Genomic DNA, 20249 nt, shown 5'->3' on the forward strand with positions numbered 1-20249 from the left:
AGTTCCTGCGCATAGGCATAACTACTTCACGTACTCCACCCACTTTACTTTTTGCTTATTTCTCCCAGGCCAGCGCATTAATGTTAGCACCAATTTTCTTCCCTTCGGCTAAACCTGTTTCGTTATCCTGACGAGTGTGAATATTGCCGTAGAAGCGTGAATCGGCAGATTCCTGGGCTGATGCTGCAAAGGAAGTGAACGAGCGGGCTTTAAAGGCAATGTGCCGTAGCGGATCGTCAGGACGACCAACGTGTGAGTCATCCGTAAACGCAAAGTTTTCACCGAATAACGCGGTCAATACGACGGCTGCCGACGATGATTGAGTCGCATGACCCGATGGGTAACCTGGAAATGGTGGAGCTGGCCAAAAAGGCACCCAGGCCGGATCGACAGTCAACCGGACGTAATTATAAGGCCGTATATTATTGTAAGTGAACTTGCAGCGCCAGCATAAAATAAAGGCATCGGCAACGGCCATACCGGTACGAGCAAACGTTTCGGCGGCTTTAGCTAGATTTGCTTTGGTAGCCGTTACAGCAATACGGGCAAGGCTGTACGAATGCCCAGGAGGAGTAAACGAATCGCCTGGATTATCGGACCACCAGAGAGAAATCTCTTTTTCCGTTTGGGTCAAACTTTTCCCCTTGTTATAGACGTCAAGATACTGATTGAAAATAGCGGATTTAACATCGGTTGAATAGGCCAGCGGTTTAGGCATTGGCAGATCGTTATTTGCCTTAACAAACGTCCGATTTTTACCCCAGTAAGGTTGCATCGGAATCTTTTGGCCATTTTCGGTTGGCTGCCACATACCAGCTCCCGTAGGTACAACATAACTTGCGGGGAAATTGCGGGTATAGCCGGCATCGCCCCCATCGGTTTTCGACCACTCGAATAAAGCGTCGGCTATTTTCTTCCCAAAAGAGATCGACCGCTCGTTGACCGTTTCATCAGTTGCTTTATTGGCGGTTAGCAAGACTGTTTCGAGAGAGTCAATGATCGCTTTATTTGCGGCACTGGTGGTTGGGAATAGGCTGCGTATTATCTGGGCTTGGGCTGCATTGGCGCTGATGGCCCAATTGTACTCCTTACCAGCTTCTGCCTGTGGAAGTGAAGTTAAACCCTGAAGCTGACCGACCATAGACTTGCGATTGGCAATACCCGGAATAACCGATTCATACATGGTTAGACCTGCGTAGCCAAAAGCCCGTGATGCTACAGGGGGACTGAAACCTGGGGTGGTTTTCGTTAGTTTCAATTGCAGAGCTGCCCATGCATTGGCAACATCGGCTGAATATTGATCGGCTGCTTTACCTGTCGTTAAGGTTGGCTGAACGTCATCCGTAGACTGCATTCGACAAGCCTGCAGAAATGCAACAAATAGGAGTGTAGCAAGTAGGTTTAAATGGGTGCGTTGAGAGCCATACCTTATAGTTGAGCCCTTACTGGTAAAAGGAAAATGTACATTCATACGGTGAATCGAATAAAAAAAGTAGATGTATTGGCGATGCGGCAGAACGTCAATAGGGAGTTTAGCAAAAATGTTGCCAGAAAAAAGGCCCGAAAATTACATCTATTGACACCGCTGTACACAATACGTTAACTTCGTTGTAGATTTAATACTTGATTAAACCTGATCATCTCTAATGCGTATTCCCGAAGAGACCGTTGAACGAATTCGCCAATCTGTCGACATTCTGGAGGTTATAAACGATTTCGTTTCCCTGAAGAAGCGCGGAAGCAATTACATAGCCTGCTGCCCTTTTCATAATGAGAAAACACCCTCGTTCAATGTAAACCCAACCCGACAGATTTATAAGTGCTTTGGGTGCGGAAAAGCAGGCGATGCTGTTCGGTTTGTGATGGACATTGAGAATATCGGTTATGGCGAATCGCTACGGTATCTGGCCAAAAAGTATGGTATAGAAATTGAAGAAGAAGAGCAGACTCCAGAAGACCTATTGCGGCAGAATGAGCGGGAAAGCCTTCTTATCGTGCTCAACTTCGCCAAAACGTTTTTTCAGGAAACACTCCTGAAAACTGATGAGGGAAAAAGCATCGGCTTAAGTTACTTCCGCGAGCGGGGTTTTACGAACCCAACTATGGAAGCGTTTGAGCTTGGCTACACACTCGACCAATGGGACTCTCTCTTACTGGAAGGTCAACGGAGAGGTTATAGTCGGGATCTACTTGAAAAAGCCGGTCTAATTTTAATTAAGGAAGGCAACGCTGGAGGAGATAATAAAGTATTTGACCGGTTCAGAGGGCGGGTTATGTTCCCGATCCACAACGTATCAGGCCGGGTAATTGCGTTTGGGGCTCGGATTCTGAAAACGGATAAGAATCAGCCTAAATACCTCAATTCGCCTGAAACGACAGTTTACCATAAAAGCCAGGTATTATACGGGATTTTCCAGGCCAAACAATCCATCCGGCAAGAAGATGTTTGCTATTTGACAGAAGGCTATACAGATGTTATTTCACTGCACCAGGCAGGCATCAAAAACGTAGTGGCTTCGTCGGGTACTTCGCTGACAACCGAGCAGATTCGACTCATTGCCCGATTTACGCCAAACGTCACGATTCTTTACGATGGCGATGCCGCTGGTATTAAAGCAGCTCTGCGTGGTCTGGACATGGTTCTGGAAGAAGGACTAAATCTTCGCTTGCTATTACTGCCTGACGGCGAAGATCCGGACAGTTATGTGCATAAAGTCGGGGCAGATGCCTTTAAAACGTATATCAAAGAGCATTCTCAGGATTTTATTGACTTCAAAGCCAGCCGATGGCTAACCGAAGCTGGTGATAATCCGTTAAAGCGGGCCGAGGGTATATCCGATGTATGTGCCAGTATCACTAGAATACCCGATCCGCTGAAACGCCAGACACTCTCGCAGCGCGTTGCGCAGGTATTTCACGTGAGTGAGCAGTCCGTTATTTCTGAAATCAACCGGTTACTGCGAAAACAGCAGGAGCAAACTAAGAAAGATTCTGAACGCCAACAACGTTCGGCGGGTGCAGGAAGGCAACAACCATCTTCAAGTAATACTTTAAGTACGAATGAGCCTTCGTTAGACGATATAAATTCGATGCTAGATGGATTCAGCGTCGAATCGCCTGATTTAAGCGATTTTGGGCTTGATGTAGCCCCAGGTAGGCAGTCGGCTCCTGTTGAGCGCGTAAAGGCTGTTAAAACGCCTATATCATATCAGGAAGAAGAATGCGTTCGATTATTAATAAATCATGGCATACGAGAACTTGAGCCGGGTATTACACTCTGTCAGTACGTATTGAGTGAACTCCACGATATTGAGTTTCAAACATCACCCTACGACCTTATTCTGACGTTATTTCGGGAAGCCTATAATCGGGGCGATATACTGACTGCGAACGATTTCTTAAGCCGACAACCAGGAGAAGGGAATAGCGATAGAGACGTGGAATTGCAGCATGAAGCAATTCATCTAACAACACCCCGTTATGAAATCAGTGATGGTTGGGGAAAGCATGAGATCTTTGTGCCATCAGAAGAGGAAATAGGTATTTTGGCGGATGCCGCCTACCGAAATATCCTGCGAATCAAAAAAATACTCGCTGAACAGCGAATGACAGCTTTGCAGCAACTGCTTCGTGAATCGAGAAATAAAACGCCTGAGGAGTCGGATCAGCTTCTGACCGAGTTTATGCACTTCAAGCGTATTGATATGGAGATATCGGGTTTATTAGGAACGGTTATCTCCGGTTAAAGAAGAAACAAAGCATAAAAAAGCCCCAGCTATATATCATAGAGTGGGGCTTACCTTTATCAACAGGGGAGGGTGAACACTACGCTTGAGCTACCGTTGTGAAGCTAATCAGTTCGGCATCAATTTTACGGTTCAGTTCGTCCAGCAAGCTGGCATGCGAATGAAGCTGACCCGGTTTTGAAGGCTGAGCTGAGCGACCAGACTTCTGCCCCGACATGTCGAGTAGCAGAGTCATCAGAACGTCACTCATGTGCTCACGTAAATCAATCAGTTGCCGCAACCGAGTCCGGTTAAATTTGGGATTACGGCGTGCCGCAACTTGTAAGGAATTGATGACCTGATTCAGTTTGGCATAGCGGCCATGAAACGCTTCTGTCGCTCTTGCCCATTCCATAATCACTTTTTGTATCTCTTCTGCTGACGCTTCGTAGCTAGAAAATACTGCTGATTCTTCCTGATTCATCACCCTACTTGGCTAAACGTGTTTTGCAATTGACTTGATCAAAATTGGCCCTTGCAATTACTGAAAACAAACCAATCTGAGTGAAATCACCCATTTTTGGTGTGAAATCACCCAAAAAGTGTGAAATCACCCTACGCTAAATGGGTGCTTATCTCGCTTTTCTGTGAATTAAACTGGGGTATTCAAACCTTTTGGTTTGTTTCATACTTAAAATTGTTGATTTCATTCACAGTGTGTTATAAAAATCCAAGTATTGGTAGTACATTCATCCACCCATATATGTAATAGACCATGAATCAATCAATCGGTGTCCAAGAGGTCACCAAAAACTTCGCTATTCGTAGGCGAGACTTTTCTATTCTCGTTGCTCAATCAGAGCTGTTCACCTGCGAAGTCTTAAGCCAATTATTGAAGGAACAAGGCTACAATGTTGTTGGCCGTGCTGTTGAAATGGAAGACACACTTCAGCAGATTATGGTGAAGCGCCCCAAATGTGTTATTCTGGAATCTGAAATTTCGGGCGAACAAAGCTTCGAAATCGTCGATCAGATGCAGAGCGCCAATCAGCAAACGAAGTTCATTTTATATACGCGCAAACCCGATCTCCGAACGGTAGCTAAGGCTATGCAAAAAGGATTCTTTGGGTTTTTATATGCCACCGATGGTTTAGAAGAGTTGTACCGCTGTTTCCAAACTGTTAGTAACGGAGGTTGTTATTACAGCAGCGGATTCATGGATTTACTCAAAAACTTCGGTGTCGATATTATTTCTGAATCGACACGGGAAGAACTAAATCGCCTGACCGAGCGCGAACGAGAAGTGTTACGGATGGTTGCCAGTGGGCATACAGCTAACGAAATTGCTGATCGGTTAAATATCAGTTACCGAACGGCCGTAAACCACAAAGCCCACATCGCCAAAAAACTCAATCTAGATAGTATCCGGCAATTGCCTCGCTACAGTATTGCAGTAAAAAACTATCTCTAAATTGCTAGGAAACCGTTTCGAACGGCTGCAAGTCTTCTTGTTGTAACCATTCACGAAGTTCCTGCATCCGGGTGCGTGGTATAACGATAGTGTGTGGTTTAGGCGTGTTGAGCCTGATGCTATATTTCCCATTTTCCCAATGGGTATAGCTTTCTATTGCCTGTCGGTTAACGATATAATCCCGCTTAATGCGCAAAAAATGAGCGGGGTTTAGCTCCGCTTCCAGTTCATTTAAGGTTTTACTGATTGAATAGCGTCCTTTAGCCAACTCGGCATAGTAGAGCCGATCTTCAATAGTGAAATAATAGACATCATTGACCGGGAAGTCCAGCTCTCCAGTTGTATTTCGGCCTTTTAGATGCGTCAGATAGGGGGAGAAAACTGTTGGTTTCGGTGATTCAGCTGCTAGATGTACCAATGCTTTCTGATATCCTTCAGCTTCGGCAGTTTCCTGAGCTTCTCGTCGTTGATTTAAGTAGTCTTTAAGGAGTGATATGTTAAGCGCGATGTAGCCAATTAAAATAACAGGGAACAAATATTTGAAATAAATTTTCCAACTATACGTATGTACGATGTACTCCTTCCAGTACTCCGCCCAAGAATAATCAGGTCCACTCTCTAAAAAGTAGCGAATAGTTTGAGTGAATGGGTTGAAGACTAAAAATGATAATGCTAGAAGAGGTAAAAAACGTAATTCATATTGACTGATAGAACGCCAAGTGTTTTCTACTGTATATATATGTCTAATGCTATGGAAACAATTAATGAGGGTAACGATTGTAAACAGTGTAAATAATTCAGGTATAAAAAGACTACTGACTAATATGCCAACATACTGAAAAGGTCCCCCTGCATCAACAACGATTTGAAGCTTTAGGATATACCCGATGGACCAGCTTACCGCTTCAATTAATGCTATAACTCCTAATAATATAAATACACTATTCAACGGATTTTTTAGAAAGGCCCGTGTAAGTCGAATTTCGTTCATACGCTAAGCTTTATTAAAATAGAGTACTAATATAGACATAATAACTAGACCAATTTGACTAAGTAAGGTATCATTTTTGTTATTAATATTTAGGTAATACCTAGCGTACTCTGGGTAAATAAGGATATTGTTGGAGACTATATACTGTTTGAAAATGATCTTTCTTATGCTAAATATCCTACTGAATTTGGGTTAAAGTGTTGACTCCTGTTGTATCACAACAACCAAAAGTGGGCTGCTTGCATATAATAAGCCCCTACTAGTTTAATTAGTAGGGGCTTATCATTTTTAACGCTCGTGGTACCGCCGGGTGAACTGAAATATTCGCTTAGCTCTAACTTTTGAGAGATTTGTGCTGATTATTGACTGGGCTCGGGCTAGTGAAGGGCTGTTCTGAAGATTGTAGAGCAGTTAGAACTAATAAGCCTATAGCTAATTGACGGCTATCGCGTCTCTTAAGTTTGACATGGCACACTGAGCTGATTTTAGGAGGTGGATAAGCGGAAAGCTTTGATATACTGAGCCGAAAGTAGAAGGGCCTCTAAGAAGAAAGCAACCCGTTTTGACTGAAATCACCATTTGGCCGGACGAAATCACTTAAAAAATTAGAAGTAAGGTAATTTTTTATACCAATCGCCTTGCAATAAATGACTAGCAGAATAGAAAATCATACGTATTTGGGTACGCGCTAGTATTAGTAATCAATAGAGGTTAAGGGACACGCAGAACGTGTATAGTAACGAGAAAAGTAGCTCGATGCTGGCCTAATTAGTGAAGCAATTGAGCTATTTAGGTGAAATCACACATAAAATAGGTGATTTCAGACAGAAAGCATTCGATAAATTAAATCAACAAATGATATTCAAACCCACAATCAGTCATATGTGGCATGACCAATAGCTATTGCTTTAGCGGAGGAAAAGATTGGGCGTATAAAAAGGAAGGTAGATTAACGACCTGAGCGAACTATAATAGATTAGCATGTTCTGGCTTACTGGCATCACGACCCTGTAGCCATTCCCGAAACTCATGCATTCGAACGCGGGGAACAATAATCTTATGATGATCAGGCGTATTGAGCGTAACGATATACTTACCATTTTCCCAATATGAGTAATGTAACACCGCCTGGCGGTTAACAATATAATCGCGCTTAATCCGGAAAAACTGCGTCGGGTCTAGTTCCGTCTCAAGATCGTTTAGCGTTTTGCTGACCATATATCGTTCCTTCAGCGTTTCGGCATAATAGAACCGATCCTCAACGGTGAAGTAATAGGCTTCATTAACCGGGAAGTCTATTTCACCCAGATTGTTTTTGCCTTTCAGATAGCTGAGATAAGGCGAAGGAGCGGTGGGAACAGGTGGCGGGGAGAATGTTTCGGATAAGGCTAAAACTTTTTGAGCAGCTTCAGCAGCTTCGGCTTCGGCAGCTTCCTGGGCCTCTCGGCGTTGTTTTAGGTAATCCTGAAGTAATGAAATATTTATAGCTGAATAGCCTATAAGGATTACCGGAAACAAGTATATGAAATACGTTGACCAATTGAATGTATAAAGAATATAATTTTTCCAGTATTCTGGCCATGAATAATCTGGGTATTTCTCTAAAAAATAACGAACAGTTTGGGTGATTGGATCGAAAATCCAAAAAGCGAAGGCTAAAACAGGTAAGCAACGTAATTCATATCGACCGATAGAACGCCAAGTATTTTCAACAACATATACACCCCGTAAACTATGGAAGAGGTTAATAAGTGCAATTGTAATGAGCAAAGTACATAACTCGGGAACAAATAAGGTACTAACAAGTATGCCGATATAATTTATCGCTCCCCCTGCTTTGTCAACTAGCTTTAGTTTTGAGTTGGGGATAACAGACCAACCAACAGCCTCAATCAATACTACAATTGCCAGTAGTATAAGTAGACTGTTAAATGGCTTCTTCAGGAAAGCTCGAGTGATTCGAATCTCCTTCATATGGTCTTCTTAAAGAAAATTTGGACTAATATACTGGTAAATTTTAACTAATTACAACGAATAATCGGGACTTTTTTGCGATTGATGAGCCTCTGATAAGCCGGTAGCTTTGTATCAACAAAAACAAGCAACAACTTATCAAATAGATAAAATCAAATCGCCATGAAAAAGCAATTTATTATCAAGCCAGCTCAAGTAATTAAAAATGTTCTTACACCAGCTACTAAATTAGAATCATCGAAGCTGTTAAACTTAACAGCTGATAGTACGCCATGTTGTGGTGGTTTTTATACGGATTTTACTAGCCTTGCTAATCCCAAGCCCGTTTTCTCGCTTTAATCTAATTAAGCTACAGTAGCTATGCTTACCACACGGCAACTTTACAAACAGGAGCTAGAAACCTGTCGCCACCACTTCGAACAGGTGGACTTGTCCAAAGAACGGGGTTATTTAATGAAGTATACAACATTCTCTGCAAATGTTGAGAATTTACTTCCTTCAATACCCCGTAAAGACCACGAAATGCTTTTTCGGGAGCTATTGTTGCAACAAGTCTTCACAACGTTTGATCAGAAGTGTTTAACAGCAGGTGATCTGGTAAAGTTGCGTGGAGCCCATAACGTGCTGGATAAAGAGCATAGCCCCAAAATTTATTGCACGTATCACCTCGGGTCGTACCGATTGTTGACCAGTGTGTTGTTTCGCAAGGGAGTTGACTGCGTGTTACTGGTTGGCAGTAACATGAACCGTAGCCAGGGCGCAGAAATGACGGAACATATTGAAGGGTTGCGGGAAAAACATGGCCTTACTAATGTGTTTCGGGTGGTTGAAGCAGGCAGTCCATCTGCCGGATTAACCGTACTACGTGAGCTTAAAGCAGGTCGTTCCCTTATTGTTTTCGTAGATGGGAGTCCCGAGACGGCTCCTGAAGCTGGAGAGGAATCTCAATTTTTGTCGGTGCGTTTTGGCCAGCGCCGTGTCTTAACACGGAAAGGAGTTGGCTATCTATCCCATGCGGCTGGTGTGCCTATCATACCGGTGGTAAGTTATCGAAAGTCTGATATGAGCAATGTGCTGCATTGTCTTAAACCAATTCGTCCAATTGTACGAAGCGATCGGGACATGTATTGCCAGGAGGCTATGCAGCAGTTATACGATTCATTTTGGCCTTATCTGAAACAATACCCAGGCCAATGGGAAGGCTGGAACTTCATTCACTTATTTTTGGAGCCAGAAATAGTCAAGAATAATTCTTTAAGCTATCAGGTCAAACGCCTTGCTTTTAATGAAAATCGCTACTCATTGTGTGATTTGGAACAGGCGCCAATCTTATTCGACCGGAAACTATATCAAACCTATGAGATTACTGAAGATTTACGGGACTTGCTCCTGAATCTTCATGAGGTAGACTCGGTCGAAGATGTGGTTGGTCAGGAGGTGTTTAGCGAATTAGTCGATATGGAAGTACTTCATTAAGTACACTTTCAAATAATTAAGAAGCCCAATTAGATCACCTAATTGGGCTTCTTAATATGTAGTAAAACGTAGTAAAATTTTACTACGTTACTAGGAATTATTACTGATCTCTATTTCTTCCCCCGATTTGTGGAAGAATTTAAAATTAACGATGCCTAAGGAGCTGTCTTTGACAACTTTAACCCAAGTTTTGTACTTTATAAACCATTGCATTTGTTTTGAGTAAATGCCCTTAGTATAATAAGCATATAAAAATGGATTCATCGAGATCGAGATACCGCGCTCATTCTGCTTAGTGAGTATATAATCGAGATTATTTTCGATTACATCTGTTACTAACACGCTGGCCTGGATCGTTCCAGTTCCTCCACAAGTTGGACATACCTCGCGGGTAACAATATTCATTTCGGGCCGGACGCGTTGACGCGTAATCTGCATCAGGCCAAATTTTGTGAGGGGGAGAATGGTAAACTTAGAGCGCTCTGGTTTCATTTCATCGCGCATGATGTCTTGCAGAAGTTTCTTGTTCTCTGCTTTCTTCATGTCAATGAAATCCACGACAATAATTCCCCCCATATCGCGTAGGCGCAGTTGACGGGCTATTTCCTTCGCAGCTTCACGGTTGACACTAATAGCGGTGGCTTCCTGGTCTTCTTCTGAATTAGACTTGTTACCACTGTTAACATCAATAACGTGTAGCGCTTCAGTATGTTCAATAATCAGATAGCCACCACCTGGTAGACTTACCGACCGCCCAAAGAGCGATTTTAGCTGTTTTTCAAGGCCTAAGGCCTCAAAAACTTTTACTTTGCCACTGTAGAGCTTAACAATTTTCTCTTTGTCTGGGGCAATGGTATGAATATAATCCCTGATTTCGTCGTAGGACTCACGGGTATCTACTGTAATACTCTCAAATGACTCATTGAGCATATCACGTAAAATAGACGATGCCCGGTTCATTTCGCCTAACACACGATCGCGTGGTTTGGCATCAGCCAGCGATTTAAGGGCTTGGTCCCATTTGGCAAGAGAGTTTTGCAGATCGCGATCAAGCTCTTCTACATCTTTATCCTGCGCAACTGTTCGTACAATAACACCGAAATTTTGTGGTTTTAGCGACGACATCAGACGCATTAACCTCGACCGTTCGGCGCGGTCGGTGATTTTCTTTGAAAGGTTTACGCCATCTGAAAATGGCACCAGAACTAAATAACGACCTGCAATTGAAATGTCGCAGGAAAGGCGTGGACCTTTGGTTGAGATGGGTTCTTTCACCACCTGAACCAGAATGGGAGCGTTTTTCGTCAGCACCTTATCGATTTTCCCGATTTTCTCGATAGGTGGCTCTAGCTTACCGCTGAGCCGTCCGTTTGTGACGCGCTTGGCGATTACATCTTTAACCAGTTTATTGAGCGAATTAATATTCGGTCCTAAATCCTGGTAGTGCAAAAAACCGTCTTTCTCGTGGCCAACGTCTACGAAAGCAGCGTTGAGGCCCGATGATAATTTCTTGACTGTTCCTAAGTAAAGATCGCCAACGGTGAAGCTGCTGTCTAACTCTTCTTCGTGATACTCCAGCAATCTCTTGTTTTGCAAGAGCGCAATCCGATCACCTTTCTGAGTCGAACTGATAACTAATTCATTACTCACAAGATGAATGTACGGTTAAGAATGGCTATATAAAAAGAAAGAAGCCACGTTCGGGCTTTGCAGACCGGCCGAGGCTTCAAATAGGTAGGCAGTAGGTAATTGCAGAAGGCAGTTATAAGCATAACAGACAGACTGTTGACTGCCTACCGCCGACTATTTCTTCTTGTGCCGATTTTTTCTGAGCCGTTTTTTCCGCTTGTGAGTGGCAATCTTGTGCCGTTTCCGTTTCTTACCGCAAGGCATAGCAAACTAATTTAATGGTTAAAATATGTGTCGACCTACCAACCGGCCAGGTCCTAAAAAGTTGTATAGTTTTAAAGTTGTATAGTTATGCGACTGGCTAATAAACTTATCAATCCGCTAACTGGTCAACTGTATAACTCACTTCAACCGCTCTTCGTATTCACGAACGGCGGCCAGAATTTGCGGGTCTTTCTCCTGCTGCTTTACTTGGGCCAGCACCTGTTTTGCTTCGGTTTTCTGACCAGCTTCTGCTAAACTAACCCCCAAATAAAATTTAGCTTTCCGACTCGACGGGTTGTTGACCAGTATTTGTCGGAATCGCTCAATAGCTCGTTCGTATTGGTTAGACCGCATGGATAGCAGGCCTAAGTTGAACAGAGCTAGTTCATTCGTTGGGTCCTGCTTGATTACCTCACGCAAGAGCATAATACCCTGCATTGGCGTATCGGTATTGACGTAAGTCATGGCCATATTGGCCTTTGCCGATAGCAGGTTTGGATTTTTAGCCAGTGCCTGCCCGTATAAATCACGAGTTTTCTGACCTAAAAGCGCTGTCTTCTTTTCATCGACAGCAAATGTGTAAGCTTCAAAGTACTCATCCCCGGCTCGTAATAGATTCCGTTCCGTTGGTTGAGCAGTTGCCAACTCCTCCGCATAATGCGCTGCGCTGTCGTAGCGAGTTACCTCATGCAATAAGCTGATAAGCTTCACACCAACGGCCTCTTTCTCTGCCGGAGTTGCTTTTGCAAATTCAGTTTGGAGTGTTACCAACCGTTTTTGCTGCTCAGGCAACAATGGCTTTTCATGAATCGGGGAGCCGTTAGCCTTATCAGCTACATTAGGCGAGCCAGCATCTGACTTCCCAGCTCCAGACATTTGCACTGAACGTCCACCTGCTAGTTGCTTACTTTCATTTCGTACAACTACCTTCGGCAAGGTGTATAATCCAACCGTTAGGGCTGCAGCCAACAAGACAACGAGCAATACGAATTTATTCATGATGGAAATCGTCACAATGCAAATGCCTGAGCCAGTCTACCAATTTGTAGTCTTTCGGGCAACGTTGCTTACTCAGCAGTTACTTTCGCTTTGTCGCTGGTTTTTACCTGCTCAACAAAAACCTTGGCGGGTTTGAAACTCGGAATAAAGTGCTCGTCAATTACCATAGCGGTATTTTTCGAGATGTTCCGAGCTACTTTTTTAGCCCGTTTCTTATTGATGAAGCTACCGAACCCTCTCACATAAATGTTCTCTCCCTCGGCCAATGAATCCTTAACTACTGAAAAGAAAGTTTCCAGGGTGTTTGTTACTTCTGCCTTATCAATACCGGTCTTATCGGCGATCTCGGCAATTACGTCTGCTTTCGTCACGACTTCTTAAACTTTAACGTTTACTGTATTGTTGAAAATTCGGGTCTCAAAATGGGAGCACAAAGGTAGGGCTTTCCTATAAAATTAAAAACCCTCTGCTTCCGTTTTTCCTGGTAACGACGTATTTTTTTGTTTTATTTTGAATTGGCTATCAGACCTTAACACGATCGAAACCTCATTTGCGCCTATTCTTGAGCAATGGTATTCGGTTCATAAACGTGACCTGCCGTGGCGCCACACGCGAGATCCTTATCGCATTTGGCTGTCGGAAGTCATTCTTCAGCAAACCCGCGTAGCGCAGGGGAAACCTTATTACGAACGCTTCGTGGATGCTTATGCAACGGTTGCCGATCTGGCTCAGGCCGATGAGCGGGAACTGCTCCGGCTCTGGCAGGGATTAGGCTATTATTCCCGAGCCAGAAATCTGCACCAGACTGCTCGCTATGTAACTCTTCAATTAGAGGGTAAGTTCCCTGATACGTATCAGGACTTGTTGAAAATGAAGGGGATAGGCGCCTATACCGCGGCTGCTATTGCTTCGTTCGCCTTTGGAGAGCGTGTTCCTGTTGTCGATGGGAATGTTTATCGTGTGTTGGCACGGGTATTTGGTATTGAAGAAGATATTACCACTACGACTGCAAAAAAAACGTTTGCGGCCCTGGCAAACCGTCTGATTCAATCAGCCGACGATCCGGCAACCTATAATCAGGCAATAATGGAGTTTGGGGCCATTCATTGTACCCCTGTTGCGCCTGATTGTTTACTTTGCCCGTTGCAGCAAGGATGTGTTGCTTATTTGACCGGACGACAACACCAATTGCCAGTTAAAGCTAAAAAAGCACCTGTACGCGAGCGGTTCTTTACGTACCTCATTTTTCGAAGTAAGGGAAGGCTGGCTCTCCGTGAACGAAAAGCGAAGGATGTCTGGCAAAATCTTCACGATTTTTATTTGCTTGAAACCGAAGACCATCAAGATGCGTTACAAGACCTGTTGCTTCCTGAAGCGGCTCTGAATCTAGTGCAGCAGGGGGGGATTGCGGGTTTGCCGGTCGAGTCGGTTCAGCTATTATCGCACCAGCGGATTCGGGCTAAATTTTATCTGATTGATCTGCCTGATGAGCCTACCGGAAGCTTACCGACCGACTTACACTGGTTTACAATTGACGAAATTAATGACCTTCCAAAGCCCGTATTGATCACAAATTATTTGGAAAATCTGTTTGGATAAGTGGGTAGATTTCAGTATCTTTAATCCTCTTAAACGCTACGGAATTTTATACGTAACCAACAAAACAAAGCGTATGGCAAGTCTTAATAAGATGACAATTATCGGTAACTTAGGTGCCGATCCTGAAGTTCGTTATCTTGATGGTGGAGCAGTTGTGGCAACCTTTAATGTCGCAACTACTGAAAAATATACAACCCGAACCGGGGAGAAAGTAGAACAAACCGAGTGGTTCCGAATTGAACTCTGGAATGAACAAGCCAAAGTGGCTGAAAAATATTTGAAAAAAGGAAACTCTGTTTACGTAGAAGGTCGTCTTCGGACGGAATTGTGGACAGATAAAGAAGGTAAAGAACGCACATCACTACGAGTTCGGGCCAATACAATGCAATTGTTGGGTAGCCCCAATAGCGACCGGCAGGAGGAACCTTCGTATGAGGCACCTCGCCAGCAGGCAGCTCCCCCACAACCCGCAGCCCGTCAGCAACCCGCGCCACAGCCTGCACGCCAACAGGCTGCACCATCGCGCAGGGAGCCTGAGCCGGTGCCCTTTGAGAGCAACAGTGGTGATGACGATTTGCCGTTCTAACCTGCATAACTTGCTCTTTTGTTGAACGAGATTTGATATACATGGATCCTGGTGACCCTCTTCCTCGACAGGTGCTCCCAGCCGCAGACGGCTGGAGCACCTATTTTGATTTATACGGCCCTTATACGGCCCTGATTTTATTGCTGCTGACGCTGGCTGGATTGGTATCGGCATCAGAAGCAGCATTCTTCTCGCTTTCTCCCGATGATCGTGCCTTCTGTCGGGATAGCATGCAGGCCGACGATAAACGGATTGCCACTCTTCTCGAACGCCCTAAGCGGTTGCTGGCATCGCTGGTCATTTTCAATAACTTACTCAATATTGCCATTGTTGTTATCGTAACCTACCTAACCTGGGAGATAACTCGTATCTCGTCAGAGTCAGGCTGGATATTGTCGGCTACGGCCTTAGCGACCACAGTTGCCATTGTTTTGTTTGGCGAAATTGTACCGAAAGTATACGCGAGTCAGAACAACCTGATTGTGGCTCGTAAGACTGCTCCTTTAGCACAGCTTGGTTTAGCCGTATTCCGCCCATTGGCAATGATGCTGGTGAACTTGAGCAATCAGATTGATAAGCGTATCCAGCGAAAGGGCTATAAATTATCTGTAGAAGAGCTAAGCCAGGCGGTGGAGTTGACAGGGGCTAATGCAACTGTTGAAGAAAAAGAAATTCTTAAGGGTATTGTCAACTTTAGCAATCTGACGGCTCGTCAGGTCATGCGGGCAAGACTGGATATTTCGGCTGTTAGCGACGACTTATCGTTTAGCGAATTACTGGCTCAAATCAACGCATCGGGCTATTCAAGGGTGCCGGTTTATGGCGAATCGCTGGACGAAATAGAAGGCATTCTTTATATAAAAGACTTACTACCCCACATACATGCTGATGATTCGTTTCGTTGGCAATCGTTGCTACGGCCAGCATTTTTTATTCCTGAAAATAAGAAGGTAGATGACCTGCTTCAGGATTTTCAGAAGCGACGTGTACACATCGCTATTGTGGTTGATGAGTATGGTGGTACACGCGGTCTGGTAACGCTGGAAGATATTATCGAAGAGATATTTGGAGATATAAACGATGAGTTCGACGATGAAGATCCGCTGGGCTATCGTCGGGAAGATGATCAAACGGTGATATTTGAGGGTAAAATGTCGCTAACCGATGTGTGCCGGGTGCTCAATGTCGACCCAACAACCTTCGAAGATGCTCAAGGTGATAGTGAATCACTAGGTGGTCTCTTGCTGGAGTTGTTTAGCCGACTTCCGAAACCGGGTGAAGAAACGACCTACAATGGGTTCCAGTTTCAGGTGTTATCGGCCGACGATAAACGGATCAATGAAGTACGCGTGCGGAAAAATGACGTGGTGAAAGAAGCAGAAGGGTAAGGGGAGATCATCACTTTTTTATACCCAAAGTCCACGTCCTTGGTTATAGTCTGCTCCGATCTGTTGGATTGTACTTGCAGAATAACTCAGAATTCCCTTTTTGCGAAGCTCTCGCAAACGAGTTTTCTCGAGCCACGACAGCTTACCATCAACCAAAACCCCGAATACAATGAGTCGTTCCAGGCTTCGGCGTACGGCAATGGGAGCATTGAGCATCTTTTCGGTAAAATTGCCTGTCAGCGGTTGATCAATAGCTAAATGAAATTGATCCAGCAACGTTTCGGTAAGCATGAGGTGGGCATAATTATGCTGCCTTTTCAGGATAGAAACGTATTGAAGAGCTTCCAGAATCAAGGGGCGAAATTGATCGTTTTTGCCCCATTCTTCATGCAGTTCATGAACAAACTCACGAATCGTAATGGGTGCCATTACCCGAACCTGCGCTTCGTGGAGCGTTTGCCAGGATGCCCAGGTATTCCAAAGCGCATAAATTGGCATACCAGCCAGATTCGTTACGGGGTGTAAAGTATATTGGCCAATCGATTGCTTTACTACCAATTTTAACGCGAGCGTACTAAGTGCCGCTTTGACCGTGTTCAGCAGAAAAAAGATCGTTAGTCCCCAACGCGGTGCACTCATGTACGGATCAGTTCCAAATCGAACGAAACCCTGATATTTTTCGGAAGCAGCGTTCGCCAGTGATTGCAAATGACGTTCATATTGGGCGTCGTGAGCACGAGGAAACTGGCATATTTCCATAATCGACTTTACGCCCCACAGGTTAATCGCCAGTAATAGATTCACCTCCAGATAGACCAATAAAAGGCTATATAAAACGGTAATAAGCGGTAACTCGTAGGCACTTCCCAGAAAGCGAACAGTTGTTGTACTGAACAATTCAGGCCATGAATCCTGAGGCCAGTAAAACAACAAAACGCCCACTATGCCAAGCAGAGCAGCTATTGTTAAGGTTATAAGTTTTATTCGGCGGATAACTCGGCTTTCAACAGCATTCAGCACATAAGGCTCATCGGCGGGGTGTGCCATATCGAGTACCTGCCGCAAGTAGCGCATCGACAGATGGTCAAGTGGACCAGTACTGTTGTTCGGAGGGCGGGTAGACATGATCTTGGTTTGTAACAGTGGCGTTAGGTAGTAAACTACTAAAACACAGAGGTTGTTGGCAAACAGCCAGATATAATCAACTAGCTTTGACTAAGCGGTAGAATCTCCTTTGATAATCAATAGGTAAATGCAGCCCTGAATACACTTTTACGGGGTAGTTTATAAACGCCCTTTACCTATGAAGTACGTACTTTTTATACTTGGCGGCTTATTGGCCAATCAACTACAAGTTTTAGCTCAGGTTGCCCAGTCGCCCAAAACATTGCCTGTTCAGCAGCGCGTTAAAGATGAAATGACAGATGCTGCGAATGTGTTTCTAGGAACGTTGACGCCAGAACAACGGGAAAAAACAACGTTCGCATTTGATAATGAAGAGCGGTTCAACTGGCACTTTGTACCCCGAGAACGGAAAGGCTTGCCTTTAAAGCAAATGACGCCAGAACAGCGCAAGGCAGCTATGGCAATGCTCAAAACAACACTAAGCCTGCAAGGTTATGAGAAAGCAACGTCCATTATCGACATGGAGAATGTGCTGCGTGTGATTGACAATCGGCCACCCAATGATGTGTACCGTGACCCAGAAAATTACTCCTTTACCGTTTTTGGTGATCCAGCCACCAATACGCCCTGGAGCTGGCGTATCGAAGGGCATCATTTATCGTTGCAATTTGTGGCTGTAGAGGGCAAGGTGTTAGCCCAGACGCCTACGTTTTTTGGCAGTAATCCGGGCGTGTTGAAATTTGACTCGAGCATGGCCGACAAGCGCATGTCGGACCCACGTGTAAAGGATTTACCCCAAAAAGGACGAGCGATCTTAAAGCTGGAAACCGAAAAAGCCTTTGCGTTATTGAAAACCCTGAACACCGACCAGCGCAAGCTGGCAATACTGGCCCCGGTTGCTTATCCTGAAATGGTTACGAGCAATAAGCGTAAAGCGTCGCTGGAAAAAATGGACGGCGTGAAAATGGCCGACATGAATGCCGAGCAACGTAAATTATTTCTGGATTTGATTCAAACTTATTTAGCCAATTACCGCATTACGTTGGCCAAACAACAATTGGATAAGCTCAAGAAAGCAGGTCTGGACGAAATCCGGTTTGGCTGGGCCGGTGATCTTACGCCTGAGCTGGGAGATGGCAAGGGCTGGTACTATCGGATTCATGGTCCAACGATCCTGATTGAGTACGATAATTCGCAAACGAATGCCAATCATATCCATACGGTAGTGCGCGATTTGACCAATGATTGGGGAGAAGATTTATTACAGGAACACTACAAAAACGTTAGTCACGGTAAGGACTGATGCAACCAGAGTAGGCCGTTTAACAATTTTTAAGCCATTTATAAGGTTGTTTTTTCTTAATTTGTCCAGATTATTTGTTCTCAATTCATGAAGAAACTCCTTATTAGTGCGTCGGTTGTCTTGCTTTCGATAGCAGCTTCGGCGCAGGAATCGCAGTGGTATCTGCAAGATAAAACCGATAAAACAGCTGGTATTAGCGTTGAGCGGACATACCGTGAACTACTGAAAGATCGAAAGCCAACTCCCGTTATAGTCGCTGTAATCGATGGTGGAATCGACACCACGCACGAAGATTTACGGCGGGTATTATGGGTCAACCCCAAGGAAATTGCCGGAAACGGGAAAGACGACGATAAAAACGGCTATGTCGATGACGTACATGGTTGGAATTTCATTGGTGGTAAGGATGGCCGAAACGTCAATTACGAAACAACCGAAGTTACTCGCTTGTACGTACAGTTAAAGCCTAAGTATGAAGGGAAAGACCGGAAATCGTTAAAGCCAGATCAACAGAAAGAGTATGATCTGTACGTGAAAACGAAGGCCGAAGTCGAAAAAAACCAGGCACAGTACAAAGCGCAGTATCAGGGAATTGGTCAGTTTTATACCCAATTTTCAGGTGCGGTCGATAAGCTGAAAAAAGCGTTGAATGTAACGAAGCTAGACACGCTTACTTTGCTTAAAGCTGCCGATACACTTAAGGATGCCAGTTTGAAGCGGCCTGTTCTGGGTATCTTACAGATATTGGGTCAGCAGGGAGCGCCTGATACCGATGTGATTATGAATGAACTCGAAAAGGCGAACGAGCAACTCAAAGCCCGTGCCGAGTATCATTACAATCCTGACTTTGATGGCCGTGGTGTTGTGGGTGATAATCCAAACGACATGACCCAGCGCGATTATGGCAACGCCGATATTTCGGGCGCTAATCCTGACCACGGTACGCACGTTTCGGGTATTATCGGGGCCGATCGGACCAACAATATTGGCGTAAAAGGAATAGCCGATGCTGTTCAGATTATGGGTGTGCGCGCCGTACCTGATGGTGATGAGCGTGATAAAGATGTGGCCAATGCCATTCGGTATGCGGTTGATAACGGCGCGCAGATTATCAATATGAGCTTTGGAAAAGACTATTCTCCACAGCGTAGTGTAGTTGAAGATGCCGAACGCTATGCGCTTTCGAAAGGAGTCTTAATGGTGCATGCCGCCGGTAATGATGGGAAAGACATCGATACGGCGGCTAATTACCCCGCTCCCCGATTCATCAATGGTTTAGCTATTCCGAACGTAATTACAGTAGGGGCCAGTGCCGAGCCAAACAACAGCGATTTGGTGGCTAGTTTCTCGAACTACGGTAAGCAGAATGTCGATGTGTTTGCACCAGGTAAAGATATTTACTCAACCGTGCCGGGTAGCAAATACGAAAATAATAGTGGTACCAGTATGGCCTCGCCCGTAGTGGCAGGGGTAGCCGCGGTACTGAAATCGTATTTCCCGAAGCTAACGTATGCGGATATCAAACGGATTATTCTTCAATCGGCAACGCCCTATTCAACCAAGGTGACCCGACCAGAATCTACGGATACAGTTTCGTTTAGTTCATTGTCGAAAACGGGTGGTATTGTCAATTTGTACGATGCCGTGAAATTGGCACTGGCCGAGGAAACGGCCTCTGGCAAAGCGAAGTAAGGAGCATAATAGCGAATCTGATAACAA

At 44.6% G+C, this 20249-nt stretch carries 17 protein-coding genes; 9 read left to right on the forward strand and 8 right to left on the reverse strand.

What is annotated here, in order from left to right:
• Nucleotides 1-55 precede the first annotated feature (55 nt).
• Nucleotides 56-1354: a vanadium-dependent haloperoxidase gene (locus ACYVGR_RS19605; protein ID WP_460959766.1), complete on the reverse strand. Its 1299-nt coding sequence runs from the start codon at nt 1352-1354 to the stop codon at nt 56-58.
• A 292-nt stretch (nt 1355-1646) separates the two neighbouring features.
• On the opposite strand from ACYVGR_RS19605, the gene dnaG reads away from it, so the two are divergent.
• Nucleotides 1647-3746 (forward strand): DNA primase, encoded by a 2100-nt coding sequence (gene dnaG / locus ACYVGR_RS19610; protein WP_460959768.1) that lies wholly within the window; start codon nt 1647-1649, stop codon nt 3744-3746.
• Between the two features lie 79 nt (nt 3747-3825).
• On the opposite strand, the gene ACYVGR_RS19615 is transcribed toward dnaG, so the two are convergent.
• The gene (locus ACYVGR_RS19615; protein ID WP_182460121.1) at nt 3826-4209 is read right to left on the reverse strand and encodes a hypothetical protein; all 384 of its coding nucleotides are present in this window, start codon (nt 4207-4209) and stop codon (nt 3826-3828) included.
• Between the two features lie 291 nt (nt 4210-4500).
• On the opposite strand from ACYVGR_RS19615, the gene ACYVGR_RS19620 reads away from it, so the two are divergent.
• A complete protein-coding gene (locus ACYVGR_RS19620; protein ID WP_460959770.1) occupies nt 4501-5196 on the forward strand; it encodes a LuxR C-terminal-related transcriptional regulator in 696 nt (231 codons plus the stop codon).
• A 4-nt stretch (nt 5197-5200) separates the two neighbouring features.
• Here ACYVGR_RS19620 and ACYVGR_RS19625 read toward each other — a convergent pair whose 3' ends face one another.
• Together ACYVGR_RS19625 and ACYVGR_RS19630 are read right to left on the reverse strand one after the other, a co-directional pair.
• On the reverse strand, nt 5201-6187 hold the full coding sequence (locus ACYVGR_RS19625) for a LytTR family DNA-binding domain-containing protein (protein WP_460959772.1): 987 nt from the start codon (nt 6185-6187) through the stop codon (nt 5201-5203).
• A 966-nt stretch (nt 6188-7153) separates the two neighbouring features.
• Nucleotides 7154-8161, reverse strand: a complete 1008-nt coding sequence (locus tag ACYVGR_RS19630; RefSeq protein ID WP_460959774.1) for a LytTR family DNA-binding domain-containing protein — start codon at nt 8159-8161, stop codon at nt 7154-7156.
• Between the two features lie 162 nt (nt 8162-8323).
• On the opposite strand from ACYVGR_RS19630, the gene ACYVGR_RS19635 reads away from it, so the two are divergent.
• Together ACYVGR_RS19635 and ACYVGR_RS19640 are read left to right on the forward strand one after the other, a co-directional pair.
• The gene (locus tag ACYVGR_RS19635) at nt 8324-8500 is read left to right on the forward strand and encodes a hypothetical protein (protein WP_460959776.1); all 177 of its coding nucleotides are present in this window, start codon (nt 8324-8326) and stop codon (nt 8498-8500) included.
• 21 nt (nt 8501-8521) lie between these two features.
• Entirely contained in the window at nt 8522-9637 is a 1116-nt protein-coding gene (locus ACYVGR_RS19640; RefSeq protein WP_460959778.1) for a lysophospholipid acyltransferase family protein, read from the forward strand.
• Nucleotides 9638-9727: 90 nt separating this feature from the next.
• Here the strand turns inward: ACYVGR_RS19640 and ACYVGR_RS19645 are convergent, their stop codons facing one another.
• From ACYVGR_RS19645 to ACYVGR_RS19655, 3 genes are all read right to left on the reverse strand, one after another.
• On the reverse strand, nt 9728-11287 hold the full coding sequence (locus ACYVGR_RS19645) for an Rne/Rng family ribonuclease (RefSeq protein ID WP_460959780.1): 1560 nt from the start codon (nt 11285-11287) through the stop codon (nt 9728-9730).
• A 381-nt stretch (nt 11288-11668) separates the two neighbouring features.
• Entirely contained in the window at nt 11669-12529 is an 861-nt protein-coding gene (locus tag ACYVGR_RS19650) for a tetratricopeptide repeat protein (RefSeq protein ID WP_460959782.1), read from the reverse strand.
• A gap of 68 nt (nt 12530-12597) precedes the next feature.
• Nucleotides 12598-12900: an HU family DNA-binding protein gene (locus ACYVGR_RS19655; protein WP_164041501.1), complete on the reverse strand. Its 303-nt coding sequence runs from the start codon at nt 12898-12900 to the stop codon at nt 12598-12600.
• A gap of 139 nt (nt 12901-13039) precedes the next feature.
• On the opposite strand from ACYVGR_RS19655, the gene mutY reads away from it, so the two are divergent.
• The 3 genes from mutY (at nt 13040) to gldE (ending at nt 16102) form a co-directional block, all read left to right on the forward strand.
• The gene (gene mutY / locus ACYVGR_RS19660; RefSeq protein WP_460959784.1) at nt 13040-14128 is read left to right on the forward strand and encodes an A/G-specific adenine glycosylase; all 1089 of its coding nucleotides are present in this window, start codon (nt 13040-13042) and stop codon (nt 14126-14128) included.
• 73 nt (nt 14129-14201) lie between these two features.
• Nucleotides 14202-14714, forward strand: a complete 513-nt coding sequence (locus ACYVGR_RS19665; protein ID WP_460959786.1) for a single-stranded DNA-binding protein — start codon at nt 14202-14204, stop codon at nt 14712-14714.
• A 41-nt stretch (nt 14715-14755) separates the two neighbouring features.
• Nucleotides 14756-16102, forward strand: a complete 1347-nt coding sequence (gldE, locus tag ACYVGR_RS19670; protein WP_460959788.1) for a gliding motility-associated protein GldE — start codon at nt 14756-14758, stop codon at nt 16100-16102.
• Between the two features lie 18 nt (nt 16103-16120).
• Here gldE and ACYVGR_RS19675 read toward each other — a convergent pair whose 3' ends face one another.
• On the reverse strand, nt 16121-17227 hold the full coding sequence (locus tag ACYVGR_RS19675) for an LBF_2804 family protein (RefSeq protein WP_460959790.1): 1107 nt from the start codon (nt 17225-17227) through the stop codon (nt 16121-16123).
• Nucleotides 17228-17405: 178 nt separating this feature from the next.
• On the opposite strand from ACYVGR_RS19675, the gene ACYVGR_RS19680 reads away from it, so the two are divergent.
• Nucleotides 17406-18530 carry a DUF3500 domain-containing protein gene (locus tag ACYVGR_RS19680; RefSeq protein WP_460959792.1) on the forward strand — a complete coding sequence of 375 codons (1125 nt, stop codon included), beginning with the start codon at nt 17406-17408 and terminating at the stop codon, nt 18528-18530.
• Nucleotides 18531-18617: 87 nt separating this feature from the next.
• A complete protein-coding gene (locus ACYVGR_RS19685; RefSeq protein ID WP_460959794.1) occupies nt 18618-20222 on the forward strand; it encodes a S8 family peptidase in 1605 nt (534 codons plus the stop codon).
• The last annotated feature ends 27 nt before the right edge of the window (nt 20223-20249 follow it).

This window comes from Spirosoma litoris, assembly GCF_054776755.1.